The sequence below is a fragment of the Acinetobacter sp. ANC_7682 genome (genome assembly GCF_056779795.1).
This window is the reverse complement of record NZ_JBWYIQ010000010.1, coordinates 72,794-89,946: the sequence shown is the minus strand read 5'-3', so window position 1 is coordinate 89,946 and position 17,153 is coordinate 72,794. Positions and strand designations below refer to the sequence as shown.

Sequence of the window (17,153 nt, the reverse complement as noted above, 5' to 3'; positions counted from 1 at the left end):
GAAAAAAGAAGAGTTTAAGGAAATTTTGGCAATTTTAAGAAAGCAGAATCCTGATAGGATAAGGGTTCTGTGAAATTTGTCGTGTACAGAGGTAATTTAGTAAACAAATTGATAGCTGATCCAAAAGACCAAACAAAAAATATTAAGCACGAGATAGGTTTGACTCCACGGTTTTAAACGAGTTTCAAGCTTCTCATCTTTACGTTTAAAAAATAAATAGGTGTTCTGAATTAAAATAATAGGGACCAATATGCAAGCGATCATAATCGACAGCCCAATAAAGACTTGGTAGACCACATCTTCGGCTACTGTTTGAGATCGAATTATCATCATCGCAATCGTGGGTGCCCCCCCCATTGCAAATAACAACGAATAAAACATTGTTCCAGAAATATTTTTATGCATCCTGCACACTCTATTATTTTATACATTCGATTTTAACAATCTCTAAGATTCAGCACAGCCAATTTTTATACAACTTTGGTCGTTGTTTAGATCAAAAAAAGCCCTGTGATATCACAGGGCTTTTTTAAAAATTTTAATTAAGCTTCAAACGGGTGACGAAGAATAATCGTTTCATCACGGTCTGGACCAGTTGATACGATGTCGATTGGACATTCGATTAACTGTTCAAGTCGCTTAATATAGTTGATTGCTGCTTCTGGCAATTGGTCTAAAGATTTAGCACCAAAAGTAGACTCAGTCCAACCAGGCATTGTTTCGTAAATTGGTTTTAAAGTTTCAAATGCAAGTGCATCAGAAGAACCTACGCAGCCCGAATCTGCAGCTTCATAACCTACACAGATTTTGATTTCTTCTAAACCATCAAGAACGTCAAGTTTAGTCAAGCAAATACCCGAAAGTGAGTTTACTTCTACTGAACGACGAAGGATTTCAGCATCGAACCAACCACAGCGACGTTGGCGACCAGTAGATGCGCCAAATTCTGAACCTACAGTACCAAGGTGCTTACCAATTGCATCACCAACATCGTTTGCAGCATCATAAACCAACTCAGTTGGGAATGGACCTGCACCTACGCGAGTTGTATAAGCTTTGGTAATACCCAATACATAGTCAAGGTGTAATGGACCAAGACCAGAACCAGAACTCACACCACCAGCAGTCGTATTTGAAGATGTTACGTATGGATAAGTACCATGGTCAACATCAAGAAGTGAGCCTTGAGCACCTTCAAACATGATGTTGTCACCGTTCTTACGATATTTATGCAATTCGCCAGTAACATCAACAACCAGTGGAGCAACAACTTCACGCCATTGATCACATAACGCAAGCACGTCTTCAAGCTTAACCGCTTCTACACCGTAGAATTGTGTTAATTGGAAGTTATGGTATTCAAGTAACTCTTCAAGCAATGCTTTAAGATGATCACCACCACGCACTAAATCAGCGACACGAACCGCACGACGTGCAACTTTATCCTCATACGCTGGACCAATACCACGACCTGTTGTACCAATCTTGGCATTCCCACGTTTTTTCTCACGTGCTTGGTCTAATGCAATATGGTTTGGCAAAATTAATGGACAGTTTGGAGAAATACGTAAACGTTCTTTAACTGGCACACCTTGCTCTTCAAGAATCGTCATCTCTTTGATTAACGCTTCAGGAGAAAGCACTACACCGTTACCAATTAAGCAAAGTACGTTTTCACGTAAAATACCAGATGGAATGAGGTGTAAAACAGTTTTCTTACCACCTACGACGAGAGTATGACCTGCATTGTGTCCACCTTGATAGCGAACAACTGCAGCCGCTTGATCTGTGAGCAGGTCAACGATTTTACCTTTACCTTCGTCGCCCCATTGGGTACCAAGTACCACAACATTCTTGCCCATAATAGCCTCATTGCATCATGCTGTTAAAATTGAAGAACATGATTTGAAATTTAGTATTCAAATCAGGTGATTAAATCTGTTCGAGTTTCCACTCACCCGCTTGATTCACCAACTGGTGAGTCGCGTTAGGTACTGAATTCAACTCATCTTGACCAAGCAACTGCACAACGCTTTTGCCTTGATCACGTAATCCTTGAACTGCTTTGACTAGGTCAGCATTATTGCCCTTAGGTGCAACGATCACTTCCAATGCTTTAAATTGACCAGCGCTTAAAGCGTATAAGTCACATGAAAAGCCAGTTGCTGGACGTGCACGACCAAAATGCTCACCAATACCATCATAACGTCCACCTTGAGCTAATGGCGCAGCACGATTTGGTGCATACACTGCATACATTAAGCCAGTGTGATAGTGATATGAACGAAGCTCTACTACATCGATACCAATATGCAGATTTGGCCAACGTTGCTGAATCGCATCTTGTGTGCTTTGAACTGCATTAAATGCTTCTTGGAATGCCGAATCTTCTAAGATTTCTTGGCTTAAATGTGATTTTAAAGCGACTAAATCACTTGCATAACGACCAAGCGCATAAAAATCAGAGCCGAATTTAAGTTGTTGCGTATATTCAGCAAGTTCTGGCAATGCTTTACGCTGATATAAATCAGATAGATGCGACTCTGTAGCTTTGTTCAATCCTGCATGTTTAACTAAGCTACGGAATAGACCAACGTGTCCAATATCTAAATGGATCGCCTCAGTTACACCTGTATTTTTTAATAATTCCAACATAACATCGATCATTTCGACGTCAGCATCGATACTGTCTGAACCAAACAACTCAGCACCGAGCTGTAAAGGCGCACGTGTGGTATTGAAACCTTGTGGTTTGGTATGAAGTACCGTTCCAGCGTAGCAATAGCGTGCAACACCTTCAACTGGATACACGTGTGCATCAATACGCGCCACCTGAGGCGTCATATCTGCACGCACACCAAGTAAACGACCTGAAAGTTGATCGATTACTTTAAATGTGGCTAAGTCTAAATCTTGATTCGATTCTGAAAGAGAAGATAGAGATTCGATGTATTCAATAAATGGCGTGTACACCAATTGATAACCTCGAGCTGCGAGGAAATCTAACGCGGTACGACGCAAGGTTTCAATAACTTGCGCTTGCTCTGGTAATACATCAGCTACACCATCAGGTAATAACCATGTCTCTGAAATGGGCATGTTGTAAACCTAAATTCTGTCAGCGCGGAACAAATCCGCATAAAAAAATCGGGAACACACCCGATTTCTCCTAGTCTATCACGATCAACCCCCATGTGCATCAGACTTTTAAATAATTAAATCGGAATTTTAGATTATTTATAAGCTTCTATTGGTAATTCTGAACGCACTAGCAGTTGATCTATGTTATAGACTTAAGCCTTTATAAAAGGCACAGCATTTCAGTTTCATGACTGATCTGGAAATGAATGACATAAATCCAGTAAACGATTGGTATATCCCCATTCATTATCATACCAAGCATAGACTTTAGCTTGCTTCCCGACCACCATGGTTTGAGTTAAATCAACAATGAGTGAAAACGGAGAATGATTAAAGTCAGATGATACTAAAGGCTCATCTGTTACCGACATAATTTCCGAAAATTGCTCTCGTGCTGCTGAAATTAACGCTTCATTTAACTGATGGTCTGTAATTGGCTGTTGCGCTATAAATGTCAAATCAATAGCTGCCACATTAATGGTAGGAACACGAATTGAGTAACCGTCTATTCGCCCTTCCATTTTTGGCATGACACGTTTGATTGCACCTAGAGCAGATGAAGTCGTTGGAATAATGTTTTGCCCAGATGCCCTCGCACGACGTAAATCGCGGTGAACATGATCTAAAACGGATTGATCCGCTGTAACAGCATGAATTTCTGTCATTAACGCACTTTCTATACCAAAGGCATCGTCAATAATTTTGACCAGAGGAACCAATGCTTGTGTCGTACATGAAACACTCGAAATAATCTGATCCGTAGTTTTAACCTCTGTATGATTTACCCCGTACACAATTGCAGCATCAACCGTATCGAAAGGTGCAGCCCCAATTATCACACGTTGAGCACCAGCATTGAGATGACGTGTCGCTTCTGCTCGAGATCTAAATAAACCAGTACACTCTAAAACAACATCAACGTTTAAACGCTTCCATGGTAGTTGATCAGGTTCTGTTTGACAGTGGACTTCAATAGTTAATTTTTTTTGATAGGCATGAATATTGAGAAATACTTGCTCTGCAACATAACTCAACTCCACTTCCCCATGAAATCTTCCATGTGTGGTGTCATATTTAAATAAATGAATTAAAGTTTCTACATCAGCCACATCATTAATCGCAACGATTTCAAAATTGAATTGTTTTGGATTTTCAAACCAAGCTCTTAAAACATTTCGCCCGATTCGTCCAAATCCATTAATTGCGATACGCTGCATATGTAACCTTCAACTCTTTAATACAAGTTCTTGAAAGCTCTATGTTAAAGTATTTCTAAAATATTCAGTAATAAATAATGGTCTTATGACTACTCAATATTTTTGATTGATCTTCGTGCGAGATACACTGCTTAAGCATTTGAAAATGATCTCAACACCAATAATGATTAAAATTTCACCTAAAATCAGAATTAAAGAGAATTGTCATTAAAACACTTTAAAATCATTGGTACAGGTGGCAAATTCCGTTATAATTTGGCGTTTTTAAACTTTTAGCCCGGTATGCTGGGGTGAATTTTTTTGTGAATTCGCACTTTATTTCCCAGACATATTATTTGCCAATTCAGAATTAATGGAGTGACTTGGTTGTGAGTACTCGTTTTATGACATCAGCTGAAATTCGTGAAGCATTTTTGCGTTACTTTGAATCGCAAGGCCACACACGTGTCGCGTCGAGTTCTCTAGTTCCTGCCAACGACCCAACTTTGCTCTTTACAAATGCTGGTATGAACCAGTTCAAAGATTGCTTCTTAGGCCTAGAAAAACGAGATTATGTACGTGCAGTGTCATCACAAAAATGTGTTCGTGCTGGCGGTAAACATAACGACTTAGATAACGTGGGCTACACAGCTCGTCACCATACGTTTTTTGAAATGTTAGGTAACTTCTCTTTCGGAGATTACTTTAAACGTGACGCGATTAAATTCGCTTGGGATTTCTTAACCAATGAAAAATGGTTAGGTCTACCTAAAGACAAATTATATGCAACGGTTTATCACACTGATGATGAAGCATTCGACATCTGGAACAAAGAAATCGGTCTAGATGAGTCTCGCATTATCCGTATCGGCGACAACAAAGGCGGTCAATACGCTTCAGATAACTTCTGGGCAATGGGTGACACAGGTCCTTGTGGTCCATGCTCTGAAATCTTCTTTGACCATGGCGATCACATTTGGGGTGGTTTACCAGGTACACCAGAAGAAGATGGCGACCGTTTCATCGAAATTTGGAACAACGTATTCATGCAGTTTAACCGTACTGCTGATGGCGTACTTCACCCTCTTCCAGCACCTTCTGTTGATACAGGTATGGGCTTAGAGCGTATTTCTGCTGTTTTACAACACGTCAACTCAAACTACGAAATCGACCTATTCCAACATTTGCTTAAAGCTGCAGCTGAAATTATTGGTTTAGATACTGCTGAACTTGAAGCGAAAGCACAAGCTGAAGGCAAACCAGTTGAATACCCTGCGTCTTTAAAAGTAGTTGCAGATCATGCACGTTCATGTTCATTCTTGATTGCTGATGGTGTAAACCCTTCAAACGAAGGCCGTGGTTATGTACTACGTCGTATCATCCGTCGTGCAGTACGTCACGGTAACAAATTGGGTGCGACAGGTTCATTCTTCCACAAAATGTTGAAGCCTTTAATTGAGGTGATGGGCGCCGCCTATCCTGAACTTGAAGCACAACAAGCGCGTATTGAAGCTCAACTTTTAAAAGAAGAAGAGCAATTTGCTAAAACCTTAGAACAAGGTTTGAAATTGCTTGAAGGCGAACTTGCGAACTTAAAAGGTTCTGTCATTCCGGGCGAAGTGGTATTCAAACTTTACGACACGTACGGCTTCCCAACCGACCTTACAGCGGATATCGCACGTGAGCGTGATTTAACGATTGATGAAGCTGGTTTCGAAAAAGAAATGGCTGCTCAACGTCAACGTGCACGTGATGCGGGTAAATTCGCAATCGACTACAACAGCGTTGTAAAAGTTGAAGGCGAAACTCAGTTTGACGGCTACGATGCAACTGCTGGTGAGGGTCAAATCATCGCAATCTATAAAGATGGCGAACAAGTTGATGAAGTCGTTGAAGGTGATGAAGCTTTAATCGTTCTAAACCAAACACCTTTCTATGCAGAAAGCGGTGGTCAAATCGGTGATACAGGTATCTTTAAAAACGATACAGGTATTTTCGAAGTTCAAGACACAAAAAAATCTGGTGGTGCGTTCGTTCACCAAGGTATCGTGACCATGGGTAACTTTAAAGTTACTCAAAATGTAGAAGCAACAGTTAAAGCAGACATCCGTGCAGCAACAGCACGTAATCACTCTGCGACTCACCTTCTACATGCTGCACTTCGTCAAATCTTGGGTTCACATGTTCAACAAAAAGGTTCATTGGTTGCTTCTGACGTGTTACGTTTCGACTTTGCCAATGATCAACCCGTGACATTTGAACAGATTCAAGAAATTGAACGTCTGGTAAATGCTGAAGTGATTGCCAATACGCCTGTAACAACTGAACTCCTTGACATCGAATCTGCAAAAGCAAAAGGTGCGATGATGTTGTTCGGTGAAAAATACGGTGAAGAAGTTCGCGTACTCTCTATGGGTTCTATCATTGAAGAGAAAAACTTCTCGATCGAACTTTGTGGTGGTATTCACGTAAAACGTACAGGTGACATTGGTCTGTTCAAAATCACTTCTGAAGGCGGTGTTGCTGCAGGTGTACGTCGTATTGAGGCAGTTACAGGTACGAAAGCAATTGAGGTGGCTCAAAAAGCTGATCGAGACATCAACACGATTAATGGCTTATTGAAAGCACAAAAAGATCAAACGATTGAGAAAGTTGAAGCCTTAGCGGACACAGCATCAAGCTTACAAAAGCAAATTGATCAATTGAATCAAAAACTTGCACATTTACAGGCGGCTGAACTACTTAGCCAAGTTAAGGAAATTTCAGGTCGCAAAACGTTAATCACGACTGTTCAAGGTATGGATGCGAAATCACTTCGCAATCTACACGACGGCGTGAAATCAAAATTAGAAAATGCTGTGATTGTCCTTGCAGGTGTAGAGGGTGACAAGGTGAGCTTGATCGCATCTGTAGCTAAAGACTTCACAGCTTCTATAAAAGCAGGTGACATCATCAAACACTTAGCAACTGAGCTAGGTGGTAAAGGTGGTGGTAAGCCTGATTTGGCACAAGGTGGCGCGCCACTTAACGAGAAGTTTGCTTCTGTCATGGCAAAATTAACTGCTTGGCTAGCTGCAAAATAAAACTTCACCTTTTGTGTAACTGACCTTGAACAACTCTTCAAGGTCATGGTTTATATGGAACAACTATGGCATTAATCGTTCAAAAATATGGCGGTACTTCAATGGGTACTCCTGAGCGCATTTTAAATGTTGCTCGTCGTGTAAAGCGTTGGCATGATCACGGCCACAAGGTTGTGGTTGTTGTATCAGCAATGAGTGGTGAAACTAATCGCCTACTCGCTTTAGCGAAAGCCATTACCGACACCCCTGACCCACGAGAATTAGACCAAATGGTTTCAACGGGTGAACAGGTAACGATTTCAATGTTAGCAATGGCACTGAACTCTATCGGTGTGGAAGCGAAATCTTTGACTGGACGCCAAGTTGGTATTAAAACTGACAGCTCATTCACAAAAGCACGTATTGAATCAATTGATACAGATGTCATGACTGAACAATTAGATGCTGGTCGTGTCATCGTTGTTGCAGGTTTCCAAGGTTTTGATGCTAATGGAAACACAACAACTTTGGGTCGTGGTGGTTCTGATACTTCTGGTGTTGCATTAGCAGCTGCACTCAAAGCGGATGAATGCCAAATTTATACAGATGTGGATGGTGTATATACAACAGATCCACGTGTTGCACCAAAAGCGAAAAAAGTTGATCGTATTTCTTTTGAAGAAATGCTCGAAATGGCTTCTCTTGGTTCTAAAGTTTTACAGATACGTTCTGTTGAGTTCGCGGGTAAATATCAAGTCCCTTTACGCGTACTCTCTAGCTTCGACAATGAAAATGATGGCGCATTTGACGAAGAATTTAAAAACAACGTCGGAACACTTATCACTACTGAATTGGAAGACAACATGGAACAGCCAATTATCTCTGGTATCGCATTTAACCGTGACGAAGCTAAATTAACTATCTTAGGTGTGCCTGATCTTCCTGGTATTGCATCTAAAATTTTAAAACCGATTGGTGATGCTAATATCGAAGTGGATATGATCATCCAAAACGTTGAAGAAGATGGTACAACTGACTTCACATTCACAGTCAATCGTGGCGAACTTGCTAAAGCTAAAAAAATTCTTGAAGAAACTGCTCAAGCAATCGGTGCTCGTGAAGTTGCAACACGTGATGATATTGTAAAAGTATCTATCGTAGGTGTTGGTATGCGCTCTCATGCTGGTGTTGCAAGTAAAATGTTTACAGCACTTGCTGATGAAGGCATCAATATCCTGATGATTTCAACTTCTGAAATCAAAATCTCTGTTATTATTGAAGAAAATTATTTAGAGCTTGCTGTTCGCTCACTTCACACTGCGTTTGGTCTTGACCGCGAACATGGTGAGTCTAGCGCACGTGCTTAATTTTCTGCCATGAGTTAGCAGAAACAATGCATACTTGATGAAGAAATATTCAGAGCCACTATAGTTTTTCCTATAGTGGCTCTGTTATATTAGGTCTAGAGGTTTATGGGATAATTTCAATAGTCCTGTGCGAATGGTTAAATTCGTCACATTTATCTATTAAAATATTTCGTGGTGCCGAGGTTGTTATTTTCACTTTTTGAAAAAACTATCGCAGGTTTAGCGTTTAAGCAAGGAGATAAACATGCTGATTCTCACCCGTCGTGTTGGTGAAACATTAATGATTGGGGATCAAGTCAGTGTCACTGTACTTGGTGTAAAAGGTAACCAAGTGCGAATTGGTGTGAATGCGCCTAAAGAAGTATCTGTACATCGTGAAGAAATCTATCAACGAATTCAGCATGAACGTGCGATGCATGAGCACTTGCAACATCTTGACCAAGATTACCAACCTTCTTACGAAGAAGAGAATTACACTCAAAATGATTTCAATCGTTGATTAGAAATGATTTTGTGACTAAAGCGGCTAAATTTAGCCGCTTTAAATTTTTGGTGTTTAAGCTGTTTAAAGTCCCAATGATTTGCGTACTGGACCAAAACTACGCCTGTGCTCTTCAACCACGCCAAACTGTGCAATAGCTTCAAAATGAGCTTTGGTCGGGTAGCCTTTATGTTTTGCAAAACCAAACTGAGGATATTTAGCATCAAGTTCTAACATTTGATGATCACGTGTCACCTTAGCCAGGATACTAGCAGCAGAAATTTCTGGATGTAATGCATCTCCTCCAACTACAGCATCACAACTCATACTCAATCCTTGGGGAATTTTATTACCATCAACCAATACATGTTGTGGTTGCACAGTCAATTGTTCAACGGCACGACGCATTGCCAACAACGAAGCATTCAATATATTGAGTTCATCAATTTCTTGATGACTCGCTTCAGCGATAGCCCAAGCTAGTGCTTTTTCTTTGATCTCTATAAATAATTTTTCACGTTTCTTTTCACTGAGTTTTTTAGAATCATTTAACCCAAGAATCGGATTGTTAGGATCCAAAATTACAGCAGCCGCAACGACCGATCCCACCAGTGGACCGCGCCCTGCTTCATCAGCACCAGCAATCAACATCATTTTCCTAATTTATCCTTAAAAAAATAGGCCGATCAAAATCAGCCTATTCATATATCTTTAAAATTAACGTACAGCTTCAGCTACACATTCATTAATAGTTTTAGTCACGATATTGCTGACGATTGTTGCACGTGCTGTTGGATCAATCGCTGCTGTAGCCAAATCAACCGTAGTTACGCTTTGAGGAGCTTTTTCACTTACACATCCACAAATTTCACCTTGGATATTTTCTTTCTGCTCTGCAGTCATTAATTTCGTTGCAGTTTTCCAAGCAGAAATATTGTTCAATTCAGTTGTGCATTTTGCATTGATCGCAATTTTAAGTGCAGCCGAACCTAACTGTTGAGTGGTATTTGCGGCAGGTGATGATGTCCCTGTTGTACCTGTAGCACAAGCTCCGAGCACTAATGTAATTGGTGCGAGTAAAGCGATTAATTTTTTCACAGTATTGTCCTTATGATCTTACGAATTGAGCTATTTTGCCTAATGTAACATTATGAAGAAATAGATTTTTTGTATTTCCCGACTATATGTTCAGTTATAAGTCGCATTCCGTTGCATATTTTCAACACTGTGTCCCATTTCAATACTTATAAATAATTTATGCTTAAATTATTATGTGCGAAATTCAATCATAAGTTTATATCATGAATAATAAATCCAAATATTACACACGTACAGCTCAAGTCTTGCATTGGGTCATGGCGATTATTTTTATCACGGCGTGGGCGATCGGCTTTTATAGCGGCAATTTTTTAAGTTATGAAGTAGATGGTAGCTTCAAAGGTGACGTCATCACGCTTCACAAAAATATTGCAACCACCATTCTTTTTCTGGTCGTGGTTCGTATCTTTTGGCGCTACACCCATCCTGCACCCGAGTTACCAGAGACAATGTCACCCCTCATGAAAAGACTTGCACATTTAGGGCATCTTGGACTTTATTTTATGCTTCTGGCTTTACCAATTACGGGTTGCTTATGGAGTTGGAGTCTCGGCTACCCTGCACCAGTATTATTCTTATTTGATCTACCTGCTTTAATAGGTGAGAATCCTCAAGTAACTGAAATTGTAAAACCACTACATATTTGGATTTCTTGGGCTGCAGGTTTACTCTTACTCGGACATATTGCTGCGGCATTAAAGCATCACTTTATAGATAAAGATCATGTCTTAGACAGCATGACCAAACAACCTAAAGATTGATTTAGTACGGCTCTAAATTTCTGAGTGAGATTTAGAGCTAATCACACATGCTTTTAGGCTATTCAACATGGCTTTTCGAATGACTTCTTGCTTGATATCTTCGTTAACTGTTGCTTTGGCAAGTTCCTGAGCCGGAATATCTTTTAAAGCATGATTTGATACACAATCACAGGTTTCTAATTTTAATTTCTTTTTGTTTTCTTCATTCATTAAATATGTCGTTATTTTCCATATTTTTGAATGGTCGACTTCACGCTCACATTGATACTGGATGACAGGCTTTAATATACGCTGTGTCAATGTCGTATTTGCATTCGCGATAACTACGGGCAACACTAGCAGACTCAGGCAAAACAAAGACTTCAATTTCAACATCACATTCGGCTCTATTGTTTAAAGCATCTTAAACCAAAGGTGGGATTTTGCCCCCACCTTCCAGTATTTTACATAAACAAGTTTAACTGTTTTAAATTGCGAGAATTTTATCTTTCCACTTTTGTTTTTGCACATCGGAAATAAACGATGCTTCAAATGAATTTATAGCGAGTTGCTTTAATTCATGATTTGTTAAATCTAAGGCCTCAGCAATCGCAATAAAGTTATCATTCATGTAGCCACCAAAATATGATGGATCATCAGAATTAACTGTAACGTGTACACCTTGCTGCAAAAGTCGACGAATATTATGCTGTTTCATATCATCTACAACGCATAATTTAAGATTAGACAATGGACATACCGTAAGCGGCATTTTTTCTGCAATTAAGCGCTGCATCAACTTTGGATCTTCTTCAGAACGTACACCATGATCAATACGATTCACTTTAAGTAAATCCAAAGCTTCCCAGACATATTCTGCTGGACCTTCTTCACCTGCATGAGCAACAACCAAAAATCCTTCATCACGTGATTTTGCAAATACCCTTTCAAATTTAGAAGGTGGATGCCCAACTTCACTTGAATCTAACCCTACCCCAATAATTTGGTCTTTGTAAGGTAAAGCCTGTTCAAGTGTTTCAAATGCTGCCTCTTCACTCAAATGACGTAAGAAACACATAATCAAATGCGTTGTGATGCCTAATTTTACCTCAGCATCGTGGCAAGCTCGTTTTAAGCCTTTAATTACCGTTTCAAATGACACACCACGATCCGTATGGGTTTGCGGATCAAAAAACATTTCAGTATGAACCACTCGATCTTCTGCACATTTTTCAAAATATGCCCATGCAAGATCATAAAAATCTTGCTCATTGATCAATACATTCGCACCTGCATAGTAAATATCTAGAAATGATTGCAGATTGTGAAAATTATAAGCCTGTTTGACTTCTTCAACTGATTGATATGGGATTGCAATTTCATTGCGCTGAGCAATGGCAAACATCAACTCAGGTTCAAATGTCCCTTCAATATGGACATGAAGCTCAGCTTTAGGTAAAGCTTTAATTAACTCAACACGGTTCATTGCTACTCCTCATGAAACCAAAAATAAAAAGGGTGCAAACTGAGTTTACACCCTTTTAAAAACTGTTAAAAATTAGCCGCCAAACATTGCAAATTTTAGCGCCCATAATACTGCGATAATCCATACCATATATGGTACTGTAGATGCTTTACCTGTAAGTAACTTCACCAACGCATAACTGATAAAGCCCATGGCAATACCATCAGCGATTGAGTAAGTGAACGGCATAAACACGATCGTTAAGAAAGCAGGAACCGCTTCAGTAATATCATCCCAATCAATATGTGTAATACCCTGAATCATCAATACCCCTACAAAGAGTAAGGCTGGTGCAGTTGCAAATCCAGGAACAGATTGAGCCAACGGTGCTAAGAACAAACAAGCAATAAAAAGTAAGCCAACTATTACCGCTGTAAGACCTGTACGCCCTCCTGCTGCTACACCCGCAGAAGACTCAATATATGGTGTCGTTGATGATGTACCTAATGCAGCACCAGCAACAATCGCTGAAGAGTCGGCAAACAGAGCTTTCTTCAAACGTGGTAATTTACCATCTTTGAGTAAACCAGCACGATGTGAAACACCAACCAGCGTTCCTGTTGAATCAAATAGATCAACTAAGAAGAACACAAAAATTACACCGATTAAACTTGCGGTAAATAAGCCTTCAAAATCCATTTGCATGAATGTTGGTGCAATTGAAGGAATTTGACCAATCACACCTTTAAATTCACTCAATCCTAGGAATGTTGAGATTGCAGTCAGCACTAAAATACTAATGATAATCGCACCACGTATTTTAAAGTGATGCATAACAACAACCATCAAAAAACCGAATAAGGCTAAGAGAACGGTTGGTTGTTTTAAATCACCTAAACCCACTAGAGTCGCAGGATTATCCACAATGATGCCAGCATTTTTCAAAGCGATTAATGCTAGGAATAAACCAATACCACCACCAATAGCCAATTTTAAAGACATTGGAATGGCATTCACGATAGCTTCACGAATTTTAAACATACTGATCGCGATGAAGACCAGACCAGACACAAATACCGCAGCTAAAGCGGTTTGCCAAGGCACACCCATTCCTAAACATACCGAATAGGTGAAATATGCATTTAAGCCCATACCCGGAGCCAATGCGATTGGGTAATTGGCAATAATACCCATGACAAAACAACCAATTGCTGCTGCCAAACATGTCGCAACAAATACCGCACCATGATCCATTCCTGTTTCAGACAGAATCATTGGATTGACAATGATGATGTAGCACATTGTCAGGAATGTCGTCATCCCTGCAATCATTTCAGTTCGAAAAGTTGTTTTGTTTTCGCTTAGTTTAAATAAGCGTTCAAGCAAACCCGCTGAAGAATTTGGATTTGTCATTGTCGAGCCCCTGCTTAAGATCGAGCGAGTCGTAAAAATTATTTAGATCATTTATTCAATGATTCATTGGCAAATGTAGCTCAGATGACGCATTCAATAAACGTACCAAAATGACATTTCCGATAAATTGAAGCACAATTAAAAAAGCTGCAATAAAGCAGCTTTGATATGATGATCTATCAATTGAACAGTCGCTAGACAATTCGATCTATCGGGATATATTTTTAATTATAACATAGACTGAATTTGAAGGGCTGAATACACAGTCATAGGTTATAAAACGCTAAAATTTAATCTTTATTTAAATCACGTTAAAAAATATAAATTTAAATATACCCCCTAAAAAATCACTGATGATTTTTAGATCATTTAATTTTAAATGGTAGAGTAAATTAAGCTTGCTAACAGTGAATACTTTCTAAATTTGCACTCTTACCGATCAATATGAACATTATTTCATTTGGAGGTATTCCCAAATTAGGTAACCTAATCCAAAGCCCAAACAGGAATACGCAGTAATAATAAAGAAAACGAAACTTGCTTTATTCTTTTTTTTCAAGAAATTCATAATGCTCGCCTTAAGTTAACTCGTCATGCACTATGATAATGCATTTAGCTAATAATACCAGTTAAATAGAATTATTTCCCTTAAATATCAATAAATTACTATTTTTAATAAATACTATCAGTACTTTTCATAACAACTTCATTTTATGATAAAAAATTGAGCACCCTAACTAGATGCATCGATTTGCTGATCTTTAAAAGAAAAAGACCACTCTTCATAGTGGCCTTTCATTCGATCAATTTTGTTGAGAAACAAAACGTGCTCTGGCAGCATGAAGCTTCTTATAGCTCTCAATAAGTTTTAAATGACGATCGAGACCTTCAAGTTGCATATTGGTTGGCGTCAATCCATAAAAACGCACATCACCTTCGATTGAGCCTATTGCAGCATCGACTCTCTCATCACCAAACATACGTCTAAAATTCGACTCGTAGTCTTCAATTTCCATTTCTTCATCTAACAACACTTCCAATACAGCATCCATGCATTGATAGAATAAGCCTCGTTCTACAGTATTGGTGTTGTATTGTAAGAACTGTTCTACTTGGTCTTTCGCTTCTTCGAAATTTTCCAAAGCTAAGTTAATTAATAGTTTTAATTCAAGAATAGTTAACTGACCCCACACCGTATTATCGTCAAATTCAACACCAATCAAGGTAATAATATCGGTATAGTCATCCACTTCAACTTCTTCAAGTTTCTCTAGCAAAGCTTCGAGCTGTTCATTATCTAAACGATGTAAGTTAAGAATATCTTCTCTAAAGGCTAAAGCTTTATTGGTATTGTCCCAAACCAGATCTTCAACCAAATACACCTCAGAATATCCTGGCACCAGAATTCGGCATGCAGTTGCACCTAAATGTTGGTATACAGCCATGTAAACTTCTTTACCCATCTCTTTTAGGATATTGAACATCTTTTCAGCTTCTTCAGCGTTTGTATTTTCACCTTGACTGGTGAAATCCCACTCTACGAAATCATAATCAGATTTCGAACTGAAGAATCTCCAAGACACAACACCCGATGAATCAATAAAGTGTTCCACAAAGTTATTTGGTTCTGTCAATGCATGGCTATTGAAAGTAGGACGTGGTAAGTCATTTAAACCTTCAAAACTACGACCTTGTAAAAGTTCGGTAAGGCTGCGTTCTAATGCAACTTCAAAGTTTGGATGAGCCCCGAATGATGCAAAAACGCCACCCGTTCTTGGATTCATTAATGTCACGCACATGACTGGGAATTTCCCACCTAATGAAGCATCTTTGACCAGCACTGGAAAACCTTGCTCCTCAAGCCCCTTAATACCCTCAACTATTTTTGGGTACTTTGCTAGAACATGTTCAGGTACATCTGGCAGGGTAATTTCACCCTCTAAAATTTCGCGCTTCACCGCACGCTCAAATATTTCAGATAAACATTGTACTTGTGCTTCAGCCAAGGTATTTCCTGCGCTCATACCATTTGACAGATACAAATTTTCAATCAAATTTGAAGGGAAATATACAATCTCACCGTCTGACTGGCGCACAAATGGTAACGAACAAATACCTCTCTCAGTATTGCCAGAATTTGTGTCGTACAGATGTGTGCCTAATAACTCATCTTCAGGATCGTAAATTTCAAGTGTATATTCATCTAAAATTTCTGATGGCAATTCACCATTTGGACCTGGTTGGAACCACTTTTCATCTGGGTAATGCACAAATTCAGCATTTGCGATTTCTTCACCCCAAAATTGGTCGTTATAGAAGAAATTACAATTCAAACGTTCAATAAACTCGCCTAATGCAGACGCTAAAGCACTCTCTTTCGTTGAACCTTTACCATTGGTAAAGCACATTGGCGCTTGTGCATCGCGAATATGTAAAGACCATACGTTTGGCACTATATTCCGCCAAGACGCAATTTCAATCTTCATCCCTAAGCCCGCCAAAATTGCAGACATGTTGGCAATCGTTTCTTCAAGCGGTAAATCTTTGCCCGGAATAACAGTCACATTTTTCTTGGCAATATTTGGCATAAGTAAAGCTTGAGCATCCGCATCAATGCTTTCAACTTCCTCAATAACAAATTCAGGACCTGTTTGAATGACTTTTTTTACAGTGCAACGGTCGATTGAACGTAAAATACCTTGTCGATCCTTCTCAGAGATATCTGAGGGTAATTCGACTTGAATTTTAAAAATTTGTTTATAACGGTTTTCTGGATCAACAATATTATTTTGGGATAATCGAATATTTTCTGTAGGAATATCTCGTGCAGCACAATACACCTTTACAAAATAAGCTGCACATAATGCTGAAGACGCAAGAAAATAGTCAAATGGGCCTGGTGCAGATCCATCACCTTTATAACGAATAGGTTGATCGGCAATAACCGTGAAATCGTCGAACTTTGCTTCCTGTCGAAGATTGTCGAGATAATTGACTTTGATTTCCATGCGGGCACCTACAGAACTTATCCAAACAGCTAGATAAGTTAAAAATAAATTAAAACGCATTGTAATCAGAAATGCATGCAAATTGAATGAAAGTTTTTTAGATCCTCCCCTTAAGCTCTCTCTAATTTGGCGTAATCAGTGTTTTATTTACAAAAATTTTAACAAAAAAAAGCTGGTACCGA

15 protein-coding genes are annotated in these 17,153 nt (G+C 39.2%); 4 read left to right on the top strand and 11 right to left on the bottom strand.

Features of this window, described 5'->3' with window-relative positions:
- Positions 1 to 96: 96 nt before the first annotated feature.
- The 4 genes from AC1M9D_RS05990 to gap form a co-directional block, all read right to left on the bottom strand.
- Positions 97 to 405, bottom strand: a complete 309-nt coding sequence (locus AC1M9D_RS05990) for a hypothetical protein (RefSeq protein ID WP_180027584.1) — start codon at positions 403 to 405, stop codon at positions 97 to 99.
- 137 nt (positions 406 to 542) lie between these two features.
- Positions 543 to 1,862, bottom strand: a complete 1,320-nt coding sequence (locus tag AC1M9D_RS05985) for an adenylosuccinate synthase (RefSeq protein WP_035265875.1) — start codon at positions 1,860 to 1,862, stop codon at positions 543 to 545.
- A gap of 70 nt (positions 1,863 to 1,932) precedes the next feature.
- A complete protein-coding gene (locus AC1M9D_RS05980; protein WP_481611709.1) occupies positions 1,933 to 3,099 on the bottom strand; it encodes an ATP phosphoribosyltransferase regulatory subunit in 1,167 nt (388 codons plus the stop codon).
- A gap of 227 nt (positions 3,100 to 3,326) precedes the next feature.
- Complete coding sequence (gap, locus tag AC1M9D_RS05975; RefSeq protein ID WP_481611708.1) at positions 3,327 to 4,358, bottom strand: type I glyceraldehyde-3-phosphate dehydrogenase; 1,032 nt, start codon at positions 4,356 to 4,358, stop codon at positions 3,327 to 3,329.
- A 368-nt stretch (positions 4,359 to 4,726) separates the two neighbouring features.
- Here gap and alaS point away from each other — a divergent pair, with 368 nt between their 5' ends.
- From alaS to csrA, 3 genes are all read left to right on the top strand, one after another.
- Complete coding sequence (alaS, locus tag AC1M9D_RS05970; RefSeq protein WP_481611707.1) at positions 4,727 to 7,420, top strand: alanine--tRNA ligase; 2,694 nt, start codon at positions 4,727 to 4,729, stop codon at positions 7,418 to 7,420.
- Between the two features lie 65 nt (positions 7,421 to 7,485).
- Complete coding sequence (locus tag AC1M9D_RS05965; protein WP_092766113.1) at positions 7,486 to 8,766, top strand: aspartate kinase; 1,281 nt, start codon at positions 7,486 to 7,488, stop codon at positions 8,764 to 8,766.
- A 244-nt stretch (positions 8,767 to 9,010) separates the two neighbouring features.
- Positions 9,011 to 9,265, top strand: a complete 255-nt coding sequence (gene csrA / locus AC1M9D_RS05960; protein WP_035265869.1) for a carbon storage regulator CsrA — start codon at positions 9,011 to 9,013, stop codon at positions 9,263 to 9,265.
- A 66-nt stretch (positions 9,266 to 9,331) separates the two neighbouring features.
- Here csrA and rnhB read toward each other — a convergent pair whose 3' ends face one another.
- A complete protein-coding gene (gene rnhB / locus AC1M9D_RS05955; RefSeq protein WP_180027870.1) occupies positions 9,332 to 9,898 on the bottom strand; it encodes a ribonuclease HII in 567 nt (188 codons plus the stop codon).
- A gap of 66 nt (positions 9,899 to 9,964) precedes the next feature.
- Complete coding sequence (locus tag AC1M9D_RS05950) at positions 9,965 to 10,345, bottom strand: hypothetical protein (RefSeq protein WP_481611706.1); 381 nt, start codon at positions 10,343 to 10,345, stop codon at positions 9,965 to 9,967.
- A gap of 203 nt (positions 10,346 to 10,548) precedes the next feature.
- Here AC1M9D_RS05950 and AC1M9D_RS05945 point away from each other — a divergent pair, with 203 nt between their 5' ends.
- Positions 10,549 to 11,106: a cytochrome b gene (locus tag AC1M9D_RS05945; protein ID WP_481611705.1), complete on the top strand. Its 558-nt coding sequence runs from the start codon at positions 10,549 to 10,551 to the stop codon at positions 11,104 to 11,106.
- 12 nt (positions 11,107 to 11,118) lie between these two features.
- Here the strand turns inward: AC1M9D_RS05945 and AC1M9D_RS05940 are convergent, their stop codons facing one another.
- The 5 genes from AC1M9D_RS05940 to AC1M9D_RS05920 form a co-directional block, all read right to left on the bottom strand.
- Positions 11,119 to 11,442 (bottom strand): hypothetical protein, encoded by a 324-nt coding sequence (locus tag AC1M9D_RS05940; protein WP_481608345.1) that lies wholly within the window; start codon positions 11,440 to 11,442, stop codon positions 11,119 to 11,121.
- A gap of 130 nt (positions 11,443 to 11,572) precedes the next feature.
- Positions 11,573 to 12,571, bottom strand: coding sequence for an adenosine deaminase (locus AC1M9D_RS05935; RefSeq protein WP_481611704.1), 999 nt, complete (start codon positions 12,569 to 12,571; stop codon positions 11,573 to 11,575).
- Positions 12,572 to 12,643: 72 nt separating this feature from the next.
- A complete protein-coding gene (locus AC1M9D_RS05930) occupies positions 12,644 to 13,963 on the bottom strand; it encodes an NCS2 family permease (RefSeq protein ID WP_481589776.1) in 1,320 nt (439 codons plus the stop codon).
- A 451-nt stretch (positions 13,964 to 14,414) separates the two neighbouring features.
- Complete coding sequence (locus AC1M9D_RS05925) at positions 14,415 to 14,531, bottom strand: hypothetical protein (protein ID WP_092766106.1); 117 nt, start codon at positions 14,529 to 14,531, stop codon at positions 14,415 to 14,417.
- A 235-nt stretch (positions 14,532 to 14,766) separates the two neighbouring features.
- The gene (locus tag AC1M9D_RS05920) at positions 14,767 to 16,971 is read right to left on the bottom strand and encodes an OsmC domain/YcaO domain-containing protein (RefSeq protein ID WP_481611703.1); all 2,205 of its coding nucleotides are present in this window, start codon (positions 16,969 to 16,971) and stop codon (positions 14,767 to 14,769) included.
- Between the last annotated feature and the right edge of the window lie 182 nt (positions 16,972 to 17,153).

Bases quoted from the DNA above. Each gene is read 5' to 3' on its own strand.
- AC1M9D_RS05920 (WP_481611703.1), bottom strand. From the start codon at position 16,971: ATGGAAATCAAAGTCAATTATCTCGACAATCTTCGACAGGAAGCAAAG.
- AC1M9D_RS05945 (WP_481611705.1), top strand. From the start codon at position 10,549: ATGAATAATAAATCCAAATATTACACACGTACAGCTCAAGTCTTGCAT.
- AC1M9D_RS05980 (WP_481611709.1), bottom strand. From the start codon at position 3,099: ATGCCCATTTCAGAGACATGGTTATTACCTGATGGTGTAGCTGATGTA.
- AC1M9D_RS05990 (WP_180027584.1), bottom strand. From the start codon at position 405: ATGCATAAAAATATTTCTGGAACAATGTTTTATTCGTTGTTATTTGCA.
- AC1M9D_RS05930 (WP_481589776.1), bottom strand. From the start codon at position 13,963: ATGACAAATCCAAATTCTTCAGCGGGTTTGCTTGAACGCTTATTTAAA.
- AC1M9D_RS05985 (WP_035265875.1), bottom strand. From the start codon at position 1,862: ATGGGCAAGAATGTTGTGGTACTTGGTACCCAATGGGGCGACGAAGGT.
- gap (WP_481611708.1), bottom strand. From the start codon at position 4,358: ATGCAGCGTATCGCAATTAATGGATTTGGACGAATCGGGCGAAATGTT.
- rnhB (WP_180027870.1), bottom strand. From the start codon at position 9,898: ATGTTGATTGCTGGTGCTGATGAAGCAGGGCGCGGTCCACTGGTGGGA.
- AC1M9D_RS05925 (WP_092766106.1), bottom strand. From the start codon at position 14,531: ATGAATTTCTTGAAAAAAAAGAATAAAGCAAGTTTCGTTTTCTTTATT.
- csrA (WP_035265869.1), top strand. From the start codon at position 9,011: ATGCTGATTCTCACCCGTCGTGTTGGTGAAACATTAATGATTGGGGAT.
- AC1M9D_RS05965 (WP_092766113.1), top strand. From the start codon at position 7,486: ATGGCATTAATCGTTCAAAAATATGGCGGTACTTCAATGGGTACTCCT.
- AC1M9D_RS05935 (WP_481611704.1), bottom strand. From the start codon at position 12,571: ATGAACCGTGTTGAGTTAATTAAAGCTTTACCTAAAGCTGAGCTTCAT.